At 70.1% G+C, this 12,969-nt stretch carries 15 protein-coding genes; 12 read left to right on the forward strand and 3 right to left on the reverse strand.

What is annotated here, in order from left to right:
* Positions 1–98: 98 nt before the first annotated feature.
* The 6 genes from AC07PZ_RS16295 (at position 99) to AC07PZ_RS16320 (ending at position 3,771) form a co-directional block, all read left to right on the forward strand.
* Complete coding sequence (locus tag AC07PZ_RS16295) at positions 99–614, forward strand: DUF2306 domain-containing protein (RefSeq protein ID WP_495296158.1); 516 nt, start codon at positions 99–101, stop codon at positions 612–614.
* 86 nt (positions 615–700) lie between these two features.
* Positions 701–835 carry a hypothetical protein gene (locus AC07PZ_RS16300; protein WP_495296159.1) on the forward strand — a complete coding sequence of 45 codons (135 nt, stop codon included), beginning with the start codon at positions 701–703 and terminating at the stop codon, positions 833–835.
* Complete coding sequence (locus tag AC07PZ_RS16305) at positions 832–1,368, forward strand: Dps family protein (RefSeq protein ID WP_495296160.1); 537 nt, start codon at positions 832–834, stop codon at positions 1,366–1,368. Before AC07PZ_RS16300 ends, AC07PZ_RS16305 begins: the two co-directional genes overlap by 4 nt.
* A gap of 16 nt (positions 1,369–1,384) precedes the next feature.
* Positions 1,385–1,693, forward strand: a complete 309-nt coding sequence (locus AC07PZ_RS16310) for a UBP-type zinc finger domain-containing protein (RefSeq protein ID WP_495296161.1) — start codon at positions 1,385–1,387, stop codon at positions 1,691–1,693.
* Positions 1,694–1,766: 73 nt separating this feature from the next.
* Entirely contained in the window at positions 1,767–2,624 is an 858-nt protein-coding gene (locus tag AC07PZ_RS16315) for an amidohydrolase family protein (protein ID WP_495296461.1), read from the forward strand.
* 127 nt (positions 2,625–2,751) lie between these two features.
* Positions 2,752–3,771 (forward strand): sensor domain-containing diguanylate cyclase, encoded by a 1,020-nt coding sequence (locus AC07PZ_RS16320; protein ID WP_495296162.1) that lies wholly within the window; start codon positions 2,752–2,754, stop codon positions 3,769–3,771.
* A 28-nt stretch (positions 3,772–3,799) separates the two neighbouring features.
* Here AC07PZ_RS16320 and AC07PZ_RS16325 read toward each other — a convergent pair whose 3' ends face one another.
* Entirely contained in the window at positions 3,800–4,810 is a 1,011-nt protein-coding gene (locus AC07PZ_RS16325) for a Bug family tripartite tricarboxylate transporter substrate binding protein (protein ID WP_495296163.1), read from the reverse strand.
* A 92-nt stretch (positions 4,811–4,902) separates the two neighbouring features.
* Positions 4,903–5,355, reverse strand: coding sequence for a hypothetical protein (locus AC07PZ_RS16330; protein ID WP_495296164.1), 453 nt, complete (start codon positions 5,353–5,355; stop codon positions 4,903–4,905).
* 30 nt (positions 5,356–5,385) lie between these two features.
* Between AC07PZ_RS16330 and AC07PZ_RS16335 the strand changes: the two genes are divergently transcribed.
* A complete protein-coding gene (locus AC07PZ_RS16335) occupies positions 5,386–5,865 on the forward strand; it encodes a VOC family protein (RefSeq protein WP_495296165.1) in 480 nt (159 codons plus the stop codon).
* Between the two features lie 51 nt (positions 5,866–5,916).
* Here the strand turns inward: AC07PZ_RS16335 and AC07PZ_RS16340 are convergent, their stop codons facing one another.
* Complete coding sequence (locus tag AC07PZ_RS16340) at positions 5,917–6,711, reverse strand: helix-turn-helix transcriptional regulator (RefSeq protein WP_495296166.1); 795 nt, start codon at positions 6,709–6,711, stop codon at positions 5,917–5,919.
* A 243-nt stretch (positions 6,712–6,954) separates the two neighbouring features.
* Here AC07PZ_RS16340 and iaaH point away from each other — a divergent pair, with 243 nt between their 5' ends.
* The 5 genes from iaaH to AC07PZ_RS16365 are packed head-to-tail and all read left to right on the forward strand — an operon-like array spanning position 6,955 to position 12,968.
* Positions 6,955–8,370 (forward strand): indoleacetamide hydrolase, encoded by a 1,416-nt coding sequence (gene iaaH, locus AC07PZ_RS16345; RefSeq protein WP_495296167.1) that lies wholly within the window; start codon positions 6,955–6,957, stop codon positions 8,368–8,370.
* Between the two features lie 58 nt (positions 8,371–8,428).
* Complete coding sequence (locus tag AC07PZ_RS16350; RefSeq protein WP_495296168.1) at positions 8,429–9,589, forward strand: substrate-binding domain-containing protein; 1,161 nt, start codon at positions 8,429–8,431, stop codon at positions 9,587–9,589.
* A 37-nt stretch (positions 9,590–9,626) separates the two neighbouring features.
* Positions 9,627–10,481 (forward strand): branched-chain amino acid ABC transporter permease, encoded by an 855-nt coding sequence (locus AC07PZ_RS16355; RefSeq protein WP_495296169.1) that lies wholly within the window; start codon positions 9,627–9,629, stop codon positions 10,479–10,481.
* Positions 10,459–12,252: a branched-chain amino acid ABC transporter ATP-binding protein/permease gene (locus AC07PZ_RS16360; RefSeq protein WP_495296170.1), complete on the forward strand. Its 1,794-nt coding sequence runs from the start codon at positions 10,459–10,461 to the stop codon at positions 12,250–12,252. The genes AC07PZ_RS16355 and AC07PZ_RS16360 overlap by 23 nt, the downstream gene beginning before the upstream one ends.
* On the forward strand, positions 12,249–12,968 hold the full coding sequence (locus AC07PZ_RS16365; RefSeq protein ID WP_495296171.1) for an ATP-binding cassette domain-containing protein: 720 nt from the start codon (positions 12,249–12,251) through the stop codon (positions 12,966–12,968). The genes AC07PZ_RS16360 and AC07PZ_RS16365 overlap by 4 nt, the downstream gene beginning before the upstream one ends.
* The last annotated feature ends 1 nt before the right edge of the window (position 12,969 follow it).

Genomic DNA, 12,969 nt, shown 5'->3' on the forward strand with positions numbered 1-12,969 from the left:
ACGGCACCATGGCGCCCGGCACGGTCGCAGCATCCGCATGCCGATTCCGCGACTGGCCCCGCCCACAAGGTTTCCCCCACAGACCACAGGAACGCACCATGTTCGGATTGACTCCCCTCGGCCTGGTCCATACGGCCATCAGCCTCGTCGCACTTGTCGCCGGCATCGCCGCGATGATCCGCTTCAGCGAGATCCCGGCGCGACACGCGCTCGGCCGCACCTACATCTGGGCCACGGTGCTGACCTGCCTGACGAGCTTCGGCATCTTCCGGCATGGCGGTTTCGGGGCGCCGCATGCGCTCGGCATCATCACGCTCCTGGTGCTCGCGGTTGCGGTCCTCGCCGGTACCCGGCCGGTGTTCGGGCGCGCGTCGCGCTACATCGAGACCATCGCCTATTCGGTCACGCTGTTCTTCCACATGATTCCGGGACTGAACGAGACCTTCACGCGCCTGCCGGTCGGCGCACCGCTGTTCACCGGCCCGGACGATCCGGCGCTGCAGAAGGTGATCGGCGTGTTCTTCGTGCTGCTGCTGATCGGCTGCGCACTGCAGGTGCGCCGCCTGTACGCAGGCCGGTCGCCCTGGCAGCCGCCGGTCCGGCCCGTGCTCTGACCTGACTGACCTGACCTTGCCTCGGCCGAGATGATCGGCCGCCCGGGTTTCTGCGCTGCATCAAGAGACGGTGCCGAACGCACCGCATGAAGCCCGACGGCAATGCAGGCGCAATCGACCGGGCGCACACTCTGGTTGTGTTCGGCAATGCCGAGCGCTCCGGCGCGCGGCATGCCGACCCTCGTTCATCAACTGCACCTTTGGAAAGCGAACTGCCATGACAACCAACACCGAGAGCCAGTCTGCCCAGCTGCAAGCCCGCCGCAAGGCGCCGCTGGCCACGCCGAGCGACCTCCCCGCCGAGGCGACGCGTGACATCACCGCCGCGCTCAACGGCGTGCTCGCCGATGTCTTCGCGCTGTACCTGAAGACCAAGAACTTCCACTGGCACATGAGCGGCGCGCATTTCCGCGACTACCACCTGCTGCTGGACGAACAGGGCGACCAGCTGTACGCCATGACCGACCCGATCGCCGAGCGCATCCGCAAGGTGGGCGGCACCACGCTGCGCTCGATCGGCCACATCGCACGCACGCAGCGCATCAGCGACAACGATGCCGACTACGTCGAGCCGCTGGACATGCTGGCCGAGCTGCGCGAAGACAACAAGACGCTGGCTGCCCGCATGCGCGAAGCCCACAACGTGACCGACGAGCACCGCGACATCGCGTCCTCCAGCCTGCTTGAAAACTGGATCGACGAGACCGAACGCCGCACCTGGTTCCTGTTCGAGTCGAGCCGCAACGCCGGCTGATCGCCCAGCGCCCGCCATGAGCAAGCAATGCACGCATACCGCCGGCATCCGGCACGTCGTTCCGAGTGCGCTGGGGTGCGAGGACTGCCTGAAGTCCGGCAGCGTCTGGGTCCATCTGCGCGTGTGCCGCACCTGCGGACACGTCGGCTGCTGCGACGAGTCTCCCAACCGCCATGCGCGGGCGCACTTCCACGCGACCGATCATCCGATCATCGAAGGCTACGACCCGCCCGAAGGCTGGGGCTGGTGCTTCATCGACAAGGTCGGGCTCGACCTGGGCGGCGACACCACGCCGCAGAACGGCCCGATTCCGCGCTACGTCTGAACGCGAGACCGGCATGACCATCCGCACGCCCATGGCCGCCCTGCTCCTGGTTGCCGCCGCGGCCGTCATGCCGATGGCGCAGGCGCAGGCGCCGCAGGACGGCACCCGCACGACGGACTACGCAGGCCCGCTGTTCGACACGCACCTGCACTACAACCAGGAAGCCTGGGACGGCAACACAGGGCCCTACCCGCCGGCCGAGGCGCTGGCGCGCATGCAGCGCAACGACGTCCGCGCGATCATCGCGAACTCCCGGCCCAACGCCGGCACGCAAACCCTGGCCGCCGCCCGCGAGACGCGCGAAGCCGGCGTCACGGTGGTGCCCTTCGTGCGCCTGTACCGCAACCGCGACGACTACACCAACTGGTTTCGCGACGAAAGCATCCATGAGATGGTGCAGGCCGAACTGGCGCGTGGCACGCCCAGCGGGCCGTACCGCGGGCTCGGCGAGTTCCACCTGTACGACAGCGCCAACGCCAACGGCCCGGTGGCGAAGAAACTGATGGCGCTGGCGGAACGGCAGCAGCTTGCGGTGCTGGCTCACGTCGACGACGTGGCGGTCGACCTGCTGATGGCCAACACGCCATCCAAAGGCCGGTCGGTGCGGCTGATCTGGGCCCACACGGGCATCGGCGGCCCACCGATCGAGCGGGTCGAGTCGCTGCTGGCGCGCTATCCGCAACTGATGGGCGAACTCTCGTACCGGCCGGGGCTGACCTGCGACGGTGGCCGGCTGTGCCCCGAATGGCGCGCACTGATCCTCAAGTACCCAGACCGCTTCCTGGTCGGCTCCGACACCTGGGTCAACCAGCGCTGGAGCGCCTACGACCAGACCATGCGCGGCTACCGCGTGTGGCTCGGCGACCTGCCGCCGGACGTGGCGCAGCGTGTCGCCTGGGGCAACGCGGCCGCGCTGTTCGACGTTCGCTGAACGCAACCCGACCGAACGCGGGCGCACCGCCCGGGCGCGGTCGATTCCGCGCCGCCGTATCTGGATTACCACAGCCTGGCCGCCCGGCATGGTGACGGCAGCACGGATTGGCCGCGAAAATATCGGCATGGATCAAGTGCTCGCCCAACTCTCCGAAACCGTCGCCAACGCCGCCACTCTGGAAGACCTGACGCGCCCGATGCTCGAAATGCTGGAGGCCGTCACCGGCTGCGAATCCACCTACCTCACCTCGGTCGATCTCGACGGTGGCATCCAGCACGTGGTCATCGCGCGCAATGGCAGGAGCGACGGACTTCTCATCCCCGAGGGCCTCAAGGTGCCTTGGGCCGATACCCTCTGCAAGCGCGCACTCGACGAAGGCCGGCCCTACACGAGCAACGTCGCCGAGTGCTGGGGAGACTCCGACGCGGCACGCGAGCTCGGGATCCGCACCTATGTCAGCGCGCCGGTGCGCACGGACGACGGCAATCTCTACGGCACGCTGTGCGCCGCCAGCATGGCCGAGGTGCCGCTGCGGCTCGACGCGCAGCACGTGCTGGAGCTGTTCTCGCGCCTGATCGGCCAGCATGTCGAACGAGAGCGCCTGGTGTCCCAGCTGCGCGTCGCCAATGCCCAGCTCGCAACGAGCATGCGGACCGACGCCTTGACGGAGCTCCCGAACCGGCGCTCGCTCATGGAGGAGCTGCAGGCCATGATCGCGCGAGGCGCACGCGCCGGGGAATCCGTGCTGGTGGCGTTCATCGATCTCGACGGCTTCAAGGCGATCAACGACGTCCATGGCCACGAATGCGGCGACGGCTTCCTGCGCGCGATGGCCCAGCGGCTCAGCACCACGCTGCGCAAGGGCGACCTGCTCGCCCGGCTGGGCGGCGACGAGTTCGTCGTGATCGGCCCCGGCCCGGCGCTGGGCGAGGTCACCGCCGCGGTGACCGACGCCCTGGCCCAGCGGCTCGGCGACGCCACGATCGGCGACGTCGCGGTGGGTTCGCTGGTCCTGCGCTACACCGGCGCCAGCGTGGGCGCGGTCGCCATCGACCCGCAGATCTGCGGCGCGGACCACGCGCTGCGCAAGGCCGACGCAGCGATGTACGAGGTGAAGCGCCAGCGGGCAGCGACCCGGCGCTGAAGCGCCGGCCCCCAGGGCAATCGGCGCCCTATTGCGGCACCACGCCCGCCGCCTTCACCAGGTCGGCATGAAGCTTGATCTCTTCCGAGATGACCTGGCCCAGCGGCTTGGCGTCGTCGAGTGCCGGCTCCATGCCGATCTCCAGCAGCTTGGCCTTGGCATCACCCTGCAGCAGCGTCTTCACGGACTTGTTGAGCCGGTCCAGGATCGGTTGCGGCGTCCTGGCCGGGGCCAGCAGGCCGATCCATGCGGACAGCACCACGTTGTTGACGCCGCCCTCGCGCAGCGTCGGGATGTCGGGCGCCGACACGGCACGCCTGTCGCTCAGCACGCCGACCGCATACAGCTTGCCCGCCTTGATGTGCGGCAGCGCCTCCGGCAGCGGCGCGAACACCATGTCGACCACGCCACCCATCAGGTCAGTGATGGCCGGTGCGCCGCCCTTGTAGGGAATGTGCAGAAGCTGGACGCCGGTGCGGCTCTCGAACAGCAGGCCCGCGAGATGCTGCGGGCTGCCGTCGCCCGAGGACGCGAAGGTCAGCTTGCCGGGATTCGCCTTGGCCGCCGCCAGCACGTCGGCCACGGTGGCGAAGCGCGCCTTGTCGCGCACGACCAGCACCATGGCCTGGTTGACCAGCTTGGTCACCGGCGCGAAGTCGGTCTCGGGGTTGTACGGCAGCGTCTTGAAGATGCTCTTGTTGGTGGTCAGGAAGGACGCGGGCGACACCATGATGGTGTAGCCGTCTGGCGCCGCCTTCGCCACGGCCGGCACGCCGATCTGGCCGGACGCGCCGGCCCGGTTGTCGACCACGAAGGGCTGGCCCAGGTCGCTCGCCAGCTGCTGGCTGATCAGCCGCGCCACCATGTCCACGCTGCCGCCGGCCGGCAGCGCGACGATGACTTTCACGGGACGGTTCGGATAGCCGTCCTGCGCCGAAGACGGCAGGGCCAGCATCATCAGGCCGGCGGCGGCGCCGAGCGCCAGGGCGAGGGATCGGGTGAACGACATGCGGATCGATCGCTTTCGTGAGGAGGACATGGGCGCAGCGCCTTGGCGCGCGGCGGTGGACGACGGGCGTCTTGCAGGTTCTGTGCCGGCCTGCAGGCCGCGGCATGCGGCGCCACCGCAGTTCAGCGCTTCCGCCAGGTACGTCCGTCGACGGACGTGTAGGTTCCACCGGTGGCGCAACAGCCTCCGGCGCCGAAGGCCTGGCGGCCCAGTTCGACCGTCACCGTTCCCGCCTTGACCGAGAGCGACTGGCGCATGCACGTGGTCCAGAGCGGATAGAAATCCGGCTCCAGCACGCTCGTCCACTTCACGCCGCCGCCTTCACGAGATTCGACGCGAAAGACCTCGCAGTCGTGAACGAGCAGGAAGGTGCTTTCGCCTGCCAGCTGTCCCTGGAACATCAGCTCCTGCGGTGTCTCGCGCGTCGCGATCGCCTCCTTGCTGAGCAAGGGGTCGGACGGCTTCTCCGAAAAAAGGAGATCGCAGCCCGACAAACTGCCGATTGCCAGCAGCGCGGACAGGATTCGATAATGCGTCGGTCTCATGCGTACCGAGCATGCCACCTTCGGCAGCACCGGTCGCCGTGCTCAACGACAGGAGAAAGAATGCTCCCCAAGAACACGATCTGCCTTTGGTACGAAAGCGCTGCCCTGGACGCCGCGCAGTTCTATGCCAAGACCTTTCCGGACAGCGCCGTCGGCGCCGTGCACCGCGCGCCCGGCGACTTTCCCTCGGGCAAGCAAGGCGACGTGCTGACGGTCGAGTTCACCGTCATCGGCATCCCGTGCCTCGGCCTGAACGGCGGCCCGGCGTTCAAGCAGAGCGAGGCCTTCTCGTTCCAGATCGCCACCGACGACCAGGCCGAGACGGATCGCCTGTGGAACGCGATCGTCGGCAACGGCGGCCAGGAAAGCGCGTGCGGCTGGTGCAAGGACAAGTGGGGCCTGTCGTGGCAGATCACGCCACGGGCACTCACGGACGCGATCGTCGACCCCGATCCGGCGGCCGCCAGGCGCGCCTTCGAAGCCATGATGCAGATGACGAAGATCGATATCGCCACCATCGAAGCGGCCCGACGCGGCTGATTCCGCCGATCGTTCGCACCCGCACCCGCGCGGGCGCCGGCGCCCGCGAATTCACTGCAGCCGCATGCCCCGCCCGGCCTGGCGGGCGGCCAGCAGTTCCGCCACCGTGAACGCCAACCGGCTGCGCCCCGTCACGCCCAGCTTCGCGGCCGCGTTCTTCAGGTAGTACCGCACGGTCGTCACCTCCACCGCCAGCGCACGCGCGATCTCCTTGTCGGCGGCGCCGCGGAACACCAGCAGCGCGACGTCGGCCTCGCGCTTCGTCAGGCCGGCCGCCGCCAGCGCCTGGCCGTCGCCCGGCACCGCTGCGGCGCCTGCAGCGGGCTCGGGCTTCGGCTGCAGCCGGACGAAGGCCGCGGTCAGCGCGGGTTCGATCAGGCGCAGCAGTTCGACGTCGTTCTTCTCGAAATCGGGGCGCGCCCGCGAGCGGAACACCAGCAGGTCGCCGACGCACTGGCCGCCGGCCATCGCATACAGGTTCATCCCCCAGTGCATGCCGTGCGGCAGCAGGAAGTCGTTGAAGAACTCGGTGCGGTGCAGGTGCCCCATGTCCATCGCCTGCGTGAACGACGCACAGCCGCGCGGCTTGAGTGCGGGCGTGACCGGGTCGCAGAACTGGTAGTACTGGTCGTAGGCCCGGGCATGGACCGGGTCGATGTTGTGGGCGACGCGGATCGTGTAGGTCGACGTCGAGGGGTCCAGGTCGCGCGACACCGCGGACTCCGCACCGAGCAGGCGCGTGATGGGCGCGCCCAGGTCCTGCCGCAATTCGTCCAGGTCCTGGGCGTTGACGAGCAGCCGAAAGCTCTCGGCCAGCGCGGTGGTCTGTGCGTCGGACAAGTACATGGGGGCTCCAGGACGGTGCAGGCAGGGAATGGTCGCCGCGCAACCGGCCCCTTTCCCGTGCCGTGTCGATGCGGTGCCAGCGCCGCATGCAGGAAGAGTGCCCGCTCGCAGCCGTCGCCGTCCCCTCGGTTTTGAGGGGAGCTTTTCGGACGCCCGATCCCTAAGCTGAAGCCTCGCCGACGGGGGAACCGAGCTTCCCGCAGTCGCTGACCAACGAACGTGAAACCAGTGCCGGGAATCGACATGGAACTGCATGAATACGGGGTGCGCCAGCTCAGGGACGCATTGAGAAACAAGGACTTCAGCTGCGCGGAGCACTCGCAGGCGCTGGCCGCGCGCACGGCCGCGCTGTCGCGGCTGAACGGCTATGTCGACTTCGACGCCGCGCCCTTCCTGGCGCAGGCACGCGACGCCGACGCCGCACTCGCCCGCGGCGACACCGCACCGCTGCTGGGCGTGCCGCTGGGCCTGAAGGACAACATCAACACCGCGCACCTGCCGACCAGCGCCGGCACCGGCGCGCTGCGCGGCAAGACGCCCAACGCCGACGCGCGCATCGTGCAGCGGCTGCGCGGCGCCGGCGCGGTAATTTCGGGCAAGGCCAACATGCACGAACTCGCCTTCGGCATCTCCAGCCACAACGGCGTGACGGGCGCCGTGCGCAACCCGTGGGCGACCGACCGCATCCCCGGCGGCAGCAGCGGCGGCTCGGCCGCGATCGTCGCGGCCGGGCTGGTGCCGGGTGCGATCGGCACCGACACCGGCGCGTCGGTCCGGCTGCCGGCCGCGCTCTGCGGCATCGCGGGCCTGCGCCCGACCGTGGGCCGCATCGACGGCACCGGCATCGCGCCGATCGCCTCGACCCGCGACACCGCCGGCCCGATGGCGTGGAACGTCGGCGACCTCGCGCTGCTGGACGCGGTGCTGGCCGGCGAGCCGTCGCCGCTCGCACCGCCGGCATCGGTCGACCTGCACGGCCTGCGGCTCGGCCTGCCGCGCGCACGCTTCTGGGGTCCGATGGACGCCGCAGTCGCCGCGATGATGGATGAGACGCTCGGCACGCTCCAGCGCGCCGGCGTGGTGCTGGTCGAGGTCGACCTGCCGGGCCTGGACGCGCTGAACGACGCGGTCGGCTTCCCGGTCGCGCTGTATGAATTCATGGTGGAGATGCCGGCCTACCTGCGCGCGTCCGGCCACACGGTCGACATGGCGGCGCTGATCGCGGGCATCGGCAGCCCGGACGTGGCGGCCATCTTGCAGCCGCTGCTGACCGGCGGCGCGATCGGCGAAGACGCCTACCGCGCCGCGATGGCGGCACGCGAGCGGCTGCAGGCGCTGTACCGCGACGCCTTCGCGCGCCACGACGTGCAGGCGCTGGTGTTCCCGACCTCGCCGCTGACCGCGCGCCAGGTCGGCCCGGAGAGCATGACGGAATTCAACGGCGAGGTGCTACCGGCCTTCCCGACCTTCATCCGCAACACCGACCCCGGCAGCAATGCCGGCATTCCGGGCCTGAGCCTGCCGGCCGGCCTCGGCGCCGACGGCCTGCCGGTCGGCCTCGCGCTGGACGGCCCGGCCGGTGCCGACCGCCATCTGCTGGCCATCGGCGCCGCGCTCGAAGCCGTGCTGCCGCCAGTCACCCGGCCCACCGGCCTGTGATCGCCCGATCCGACCGACCACCCGCCCGATTCCTTCATCCACGTCCCTGGAGTTCCACATGAACCGTCGCCATTTCGTCTCCTTCGCCAGCACGCTGGCGGGCGCCTGCGCCGCGCTCGGCACGCAGGCCGCCTTCGCCGCCACGCCGCTCAAGGTCGCGGTGCTCATTCCGCAGAGCGGCCCGGCCAGCCTGTTCGGCCCCTCGGCCAAGGCCTGCGCCGAGCTGGCGGTCGAGCAGCTCAACGCGCGCGGCGGCATCCTGGGGCGCAAGGTCGAGATCCTGTTCGGCGATTCCGGCCTGCCGCCGGCGGAGGCCGCGCAGACCGCGCTGAAACTCTGGAAAGGCTCGAAGGCCGAGGCCGTGATCGGCATGCACGACAGCGCGGTGCGCGGCGCGCTGACCGCGCTCTTCAAGGGCCAGGTGCCCTACTTCTACACGCCGGTGTACGAAGGCGGCGAATGCGCCGCCGCCACCTTCATGAACGGCGAGACGCCCTCGCAGCAGCTCGAACCCGTGATCCCCTGGCTGACCGCCGAACGCAAGATCAAGAAGTGGTACCTGATCGGCAACGACTACATCTGGGGCCGCAACACCAACGGCGCGGCCAAGGGCTACATCACCAAGGCCGGTGCGCAGGTGGTCGGCGACGAGTACGTGGCCTTCAGCGTCGACAACTTCGACTCGAGCCTGGCGCGCATCCGCGACTCGGGCGCCGACGCGGTGCTGGTGTCGCTGGTCGGCGGCTCGTCCGTCACCTTCAACAAGGCCTTCGCCGGCTTCGGCCTGGCCGACAAGGCGGTGCGCCTGGGCAGCCTGATCGAGGAGAACACGCTGGCCGGCATCGGCGTGGAGAACGCGAAGAACCTGTACGCCAGCATGGGCTACTTCGCGAGCCTGGCGACACCCGACGCGGTGGCTTTCGCGCAGGCCTATGCCAAGCGCTTCGGCCCGAAGGCGCCGATGCTCAACGGCCTGGCCGAGTCGGTGTACGAAGGCTTCCTGATGCTCGACGCCATCGCCACCAAGGCCGGCGACCTGGCCGCCGCCAAGCTCGAACGCGCCAGCGAAGGCGCCAGCTACAAGGGCCCGCGCGGCACGGTGACGATGCACGCGCGCCACGTCGACCAGGACATCTTCGTGGCCGACGTCACGCCGCAGGGCTTCCGCCCGGTCAAGACCTTCGCGCACGTGCCCTCGGGCCAGAGCTGCAAGGCCTGAGGCCCGCGCAGCGACATCCAAGTCCACGTCCACGGCGATGAACGACACCCTTCTCCTGCACATCCTCAACATCGTCTACCAGCTCTCGACGCTGGCGATGATCACGCTCGGCCTGGCCGTCGTGTTCGGCCTGCTCGGCGTGCTGAACATGGCGCATGGCGAGTTCGTCATGCTCGGCGCGTATTCGGTGGTCTTCGTGCAGGACCAGGGGCTGCCGCTCGTCACCGCGGTGCCGGTGGCGGTCGCGGTGTGCGGCGCCATCGGCTGGGCGGTGGAGCGCTGGCTGATCCGCCCGCTCTACGCGCGCCCCTTCGACACGCTGCTGGCGACCTGGGCGCTCGCGATGCTGCTGCGCAAGATCGTCGAGGGCCTGTTCGGCAAGGGCTACCGCAACGTCGAGACCGAGATCGCCTCGTCGGTCTCGTTCCTGGGCGTGGGCTATCCGGCGTATCGGCTGGTGCTGATCGCGCTGGTGGTGGTCGTGATGGCCGCGCTCGCGCTCTGGTACCGCCGCAGTTCGGCCGGCCTGCGCGTGCGCGCCATGACGGCCAACCCGGTGCTCGCGCAGGCGCTGGGCATCGACACCCGCAAGCTCGCCTCGCGCGCCTTCGTGATCGGCGTGACGCTGGCCGGCCTGGCCGGCGTGATGCTCGCACCGCTGGTGCGCATCGAGCCCGGCATCGGTGTCGACTACCTGCTCGACTCCTTCTTCGTGCTGGTGGTCGGCGGGCTCGGCACGCTGTCCGGGCTGGGCGGCGGCGTCGCGCTGATCGGCGGCACCAAGGCCGTCGTGTCGAGCATCGCCGACCAGACCAGCGGCTATGCCGTCGTGCTGATCCTTTCCACTCTCTTCCTCTGGTTGCGCCCCCATGGACTCTTCGGCCGCCGTTGACCTCACGCCCGTACCCGCACCGTCCGCACGCGCCGGACGCGCGCAGGCCTGGCGCCCCTGGGCCGGCCCGGCCGCACTGGCCGTCGGGCTGCTCGCGATCGGCCTGCTGGCCGACGATTTCCTGGCCTACCAGATCGCGCTGTTCCTGCTCTACGGCGTGGCAACCCAGGGCGTCACGCTGTGCTGGGGCCAGGCCGGCTTCCTGCCGCTGGGCAACGCGCTCTTCTTCGGGCTCGGCGCCTACCTGTGCGGCGGCGTGCTGAAGGCCGCCGAGCATCAGGCGCTGTGGCTCGCGCTGCTGCCGCTCGCGGTCCTGCTGCCGGCCGCGCTGGCCTGGCTGCTGGCGCACATGGTGTTCGTGCGCAATGCGCAGAGCGGCCCCTTCTTCTCGCTGATCACGCTGGCCGTGACGATGCTCGGCTTTCTGGCCGCGCAGCAATGGAGCGACGTCACCGGTGGCTTCAACGGACTGGCGGGCATTCCCGACCTGCCGGGCACCGAGCGCTTCGGCACGCTGTACTGGGCGATCGCCGCGCTGGCGCTGCTCAGCACCGCGCTGCTCACCGTGCTGCTGCGCCGGCCGGTCGGCGTGCTCTGGCGCGCCATCGCGCAGAACGAGGACCGGCTGCAGTTCTTCGGCTTCGCCACGCACCGCTGGAAGGCCGGCGCCTTCGCGCTGTCGGCCGGGCTGACCGCGCTGGCCGGTGCCTTCTTCGCGGCGCACCAGGGCATCGTCACGCCGCTCGCGATGGGCTACGTGCTGTCGACCGAGTTCGTGATCTGGGCCGCGGTCGGCGGCAAGGCCAGCCCGCTCGGCGCCCTGCTGGGCGCGGTCGTCGTGGGCTATGCGTCGTCCGAACTGCGCGACCACTTCAGCGCGTGGGAAGTGATCGTCGCGATCGCCTTCATGCTGGTCGTGCGCTTCCTGCCGCAGGGCTTCGCGGGCCTCTTCGCGAAGCGCGCCGGCCACGCCGCACCGGCCGTGGCGCGCAGCCCAGCGCCGGCCATCGCGGCGCGCGGCACGCCGTCGCTGGTGTTCGACCAGGTCGCGACCGGCCACTCGGGCGTGGTGATCCTCGACGGCCTTCGACTGGCCGTCGAAGGGCCGGGCATCCGCTGCGTGATCGGCCCGAACGGGGCCGGCAAGACATCCAGCTTCAACGTGATGACCGGACGCCTGCCGGTGCGCGGCGGGCAGATCCGCGTGGGCGGCGTCGACATCTCGGGTTGGCCGGCCTGGCGCGTGGCGCGGCTGGCGGTCGGGCGCAAGTTCCAGATCCCGTCGGTGTTCCCCGCGCTGAGCGTGGCGCAGAACCTCGCGATCGCGCTCTGGGCAGGCCGGCTGAAACCGCTGCAGGCGCTGGCCTCGGCGCCGCTGGGCTGGCAGAGCCCGCTGCTCGGGGAGATGCTCGCGCTGTTTCCGATGCTCGGCCAGCAACTCGACGTGCCGGCCGGCGCCCTCGCGCAGGGCGACCGGCAGGCGCTGGAGTTCGTCATGACGGTGCTGCCCGAGCCCGCGCTGCTGCTGCTCGACGAGCCCTGCGCGGGCCTGTCGCCCGCGGAAACGCGGCGGATGATCGACGCCATCATGGCCAGCGCCCGCATGCTCGACGCGGCGGCACTTGTCATCGAGCACGACATGGCGGCGGTGTCGGTCATCGCCGGCCACGTCTTCGTGCTGAGCCAGGGCAAGCTGCTTTCGGAAGGCACGCTGGCGCAGATCCAGGCCGACCCGAAGGTGCGCGCCGTCTATGCCGGAGGCCGGAAATGAACACGACCGTGCCGTCGACCGCGGCCCACGACGCCTTGACCTTCGACGACCTGAGCGCCGGCTACGGCGACACGACCGTGCTGCGCAACGTGAGCGGTTCCGTCCGCGCGGGCGAGGTGCTGTGCGTGCTCGGCCGCAACGGTGTCGGCAAGACGACGCTGATGCGCGCGCTCGCCGGCTTCCTGCCGCTGATGGGCGGCCGCGTCGCCTTCGGCCCGCTCGACCTGGCGCGGCGCCCGCCCCATGCGCGCCTGGCGGCCGGCATCGCCTACGGGCCGCAGGAGGACATCGTCTTCACCGAACTCAGCGTGGGCGACAACCTGCGCCTGCATCTGCCCGACGGCGACCTGTCCCGCTATGCGGACTACTTCGACGCCTTTCCCCGCCTGAAGGAGCGCACCGCGCAACGCGCCGGCTCGTTGAGCGGCGGCGAGCGCAAGCTGCTGGCCTTCACCCGCACGCTCGCGCTGGAGGCGCCGGTCAGCCTGCTGGACGAGCCGACCGAAGGCGTGCAGCCGGAGAACATCGACCGCATGTCGCGGCTCGTGCGGATGCGCGCGCAGGCCGGTGCGTGCTTCGTCATCGTCGAGCAGAACCTGTCCTTCGTGCTGCAGACCGCCGACCAGGTGCTGCTGCTCGATCACGGCGCGGTGGTGGCCGGCGGCCCGATCGCGCAGTTTCCGCGCGAGGCGCTGGAGGACCATCTGGCGGTGTGAC

It is taken from the genome of Variovorax sp. GW821-FHT10B04, assembly GCF_059415645.1.

Coding starts and splice junctions, on each gene's coding strand:
- AC07PZ_RS16295 (WP_495296158.1), top strand. CDS start 99: ATGTTCGGATTGACTCCCCTCGGCCTGGTCCATACGGCCATCAGCCTC.
- AC07PZ_RS16300 (WP_495296159.1), top strand. CDS start 701: ATGAAGCCCGACGGCAATGCAGGCGCAATCGACCGGGCGCACACTCTG.
- AC07PZ_RS16305 (WP_495296160.1), top strand. CDS start 832: ATGACAACCAACACCGAGAGCCAGTCTGCCCAGCTGCAAGCCCGCCGC.
- AC07PZ_RS16310 (WP_495296161.1), top strand. CDS start 1,385: ATGAGCAAGCAATGCACGCATACCGCCGGCATCCGGCACGTCGTTCCG.
- AC07PZ_RS16315 (WP_495296461.1), top strand. CDS start 1,767: ATGGCGCAGGCGCAGGCGCCGCAGGACGGCACCCGCACGACGGACTAC.
- AC07PZ_RS16320 (WP_495296162.1), top strand. CDS start 2,752: ATGGATCAAGTGCTCGCCCAACTCTCCGAAACCGTCGCCAACGCCGCC.
- AC07PZ_RS16325 (WP_495296163.1), bottom strand. CDS start 4,810: ATGTCCTCCTCACGAAAGCGATCGATCCGCATGTCGTTCACCCGATCC.
- AC07PZ_RS16335 (WP_495296165.1), top strand. CDS start 5,386: ATGCTCCCCAAGAACACGATCTGCCTTTGGTACGAAAGCGCTGCCCTG.
- AC07PZ_RS16340 (WP_495296166.1), bottom strand. CDS start 6,711: ATGTACTTGTCCGACGCACAGACCACCGCGCTGGCCGAGAGCTTTCGG.
- iaaH (WP_495296167.1), top strand. CDS start 6,955: ATGGAACTGCATGAATACGGGGTGCGCCAGCTCAGGGACGCATTGAGA.
- AC07PZ_RS16350 (WP_495296168.1), top strand. CDS start 8,429: ATGAACCGTCGCCATTTCGTCTCCTTCGCCAGCACGCTGGCGGGCGCC.
- AC07PZ_RS16355 (WP_495296169.1), top strand. CDS start 9,627: ATGAACGACACCCTTCTCCTGCACATCCTCAACATCGTCTACCAGCTC.
- AC07PZ_RS16360 (WP_495296170.1), top strand. CDS start 10,459: ATGGACTCTTCGGCCGCCGTTGACCTCACGCCCGTACCCGCACCGTCC.
- AC07PZ_RS16365 (WP_495296171.1), top strand. CDS start 12,249: ATGAACACGACCGTGCCGTCGACCGCGGCCCACGACGCCTTGACCTTC.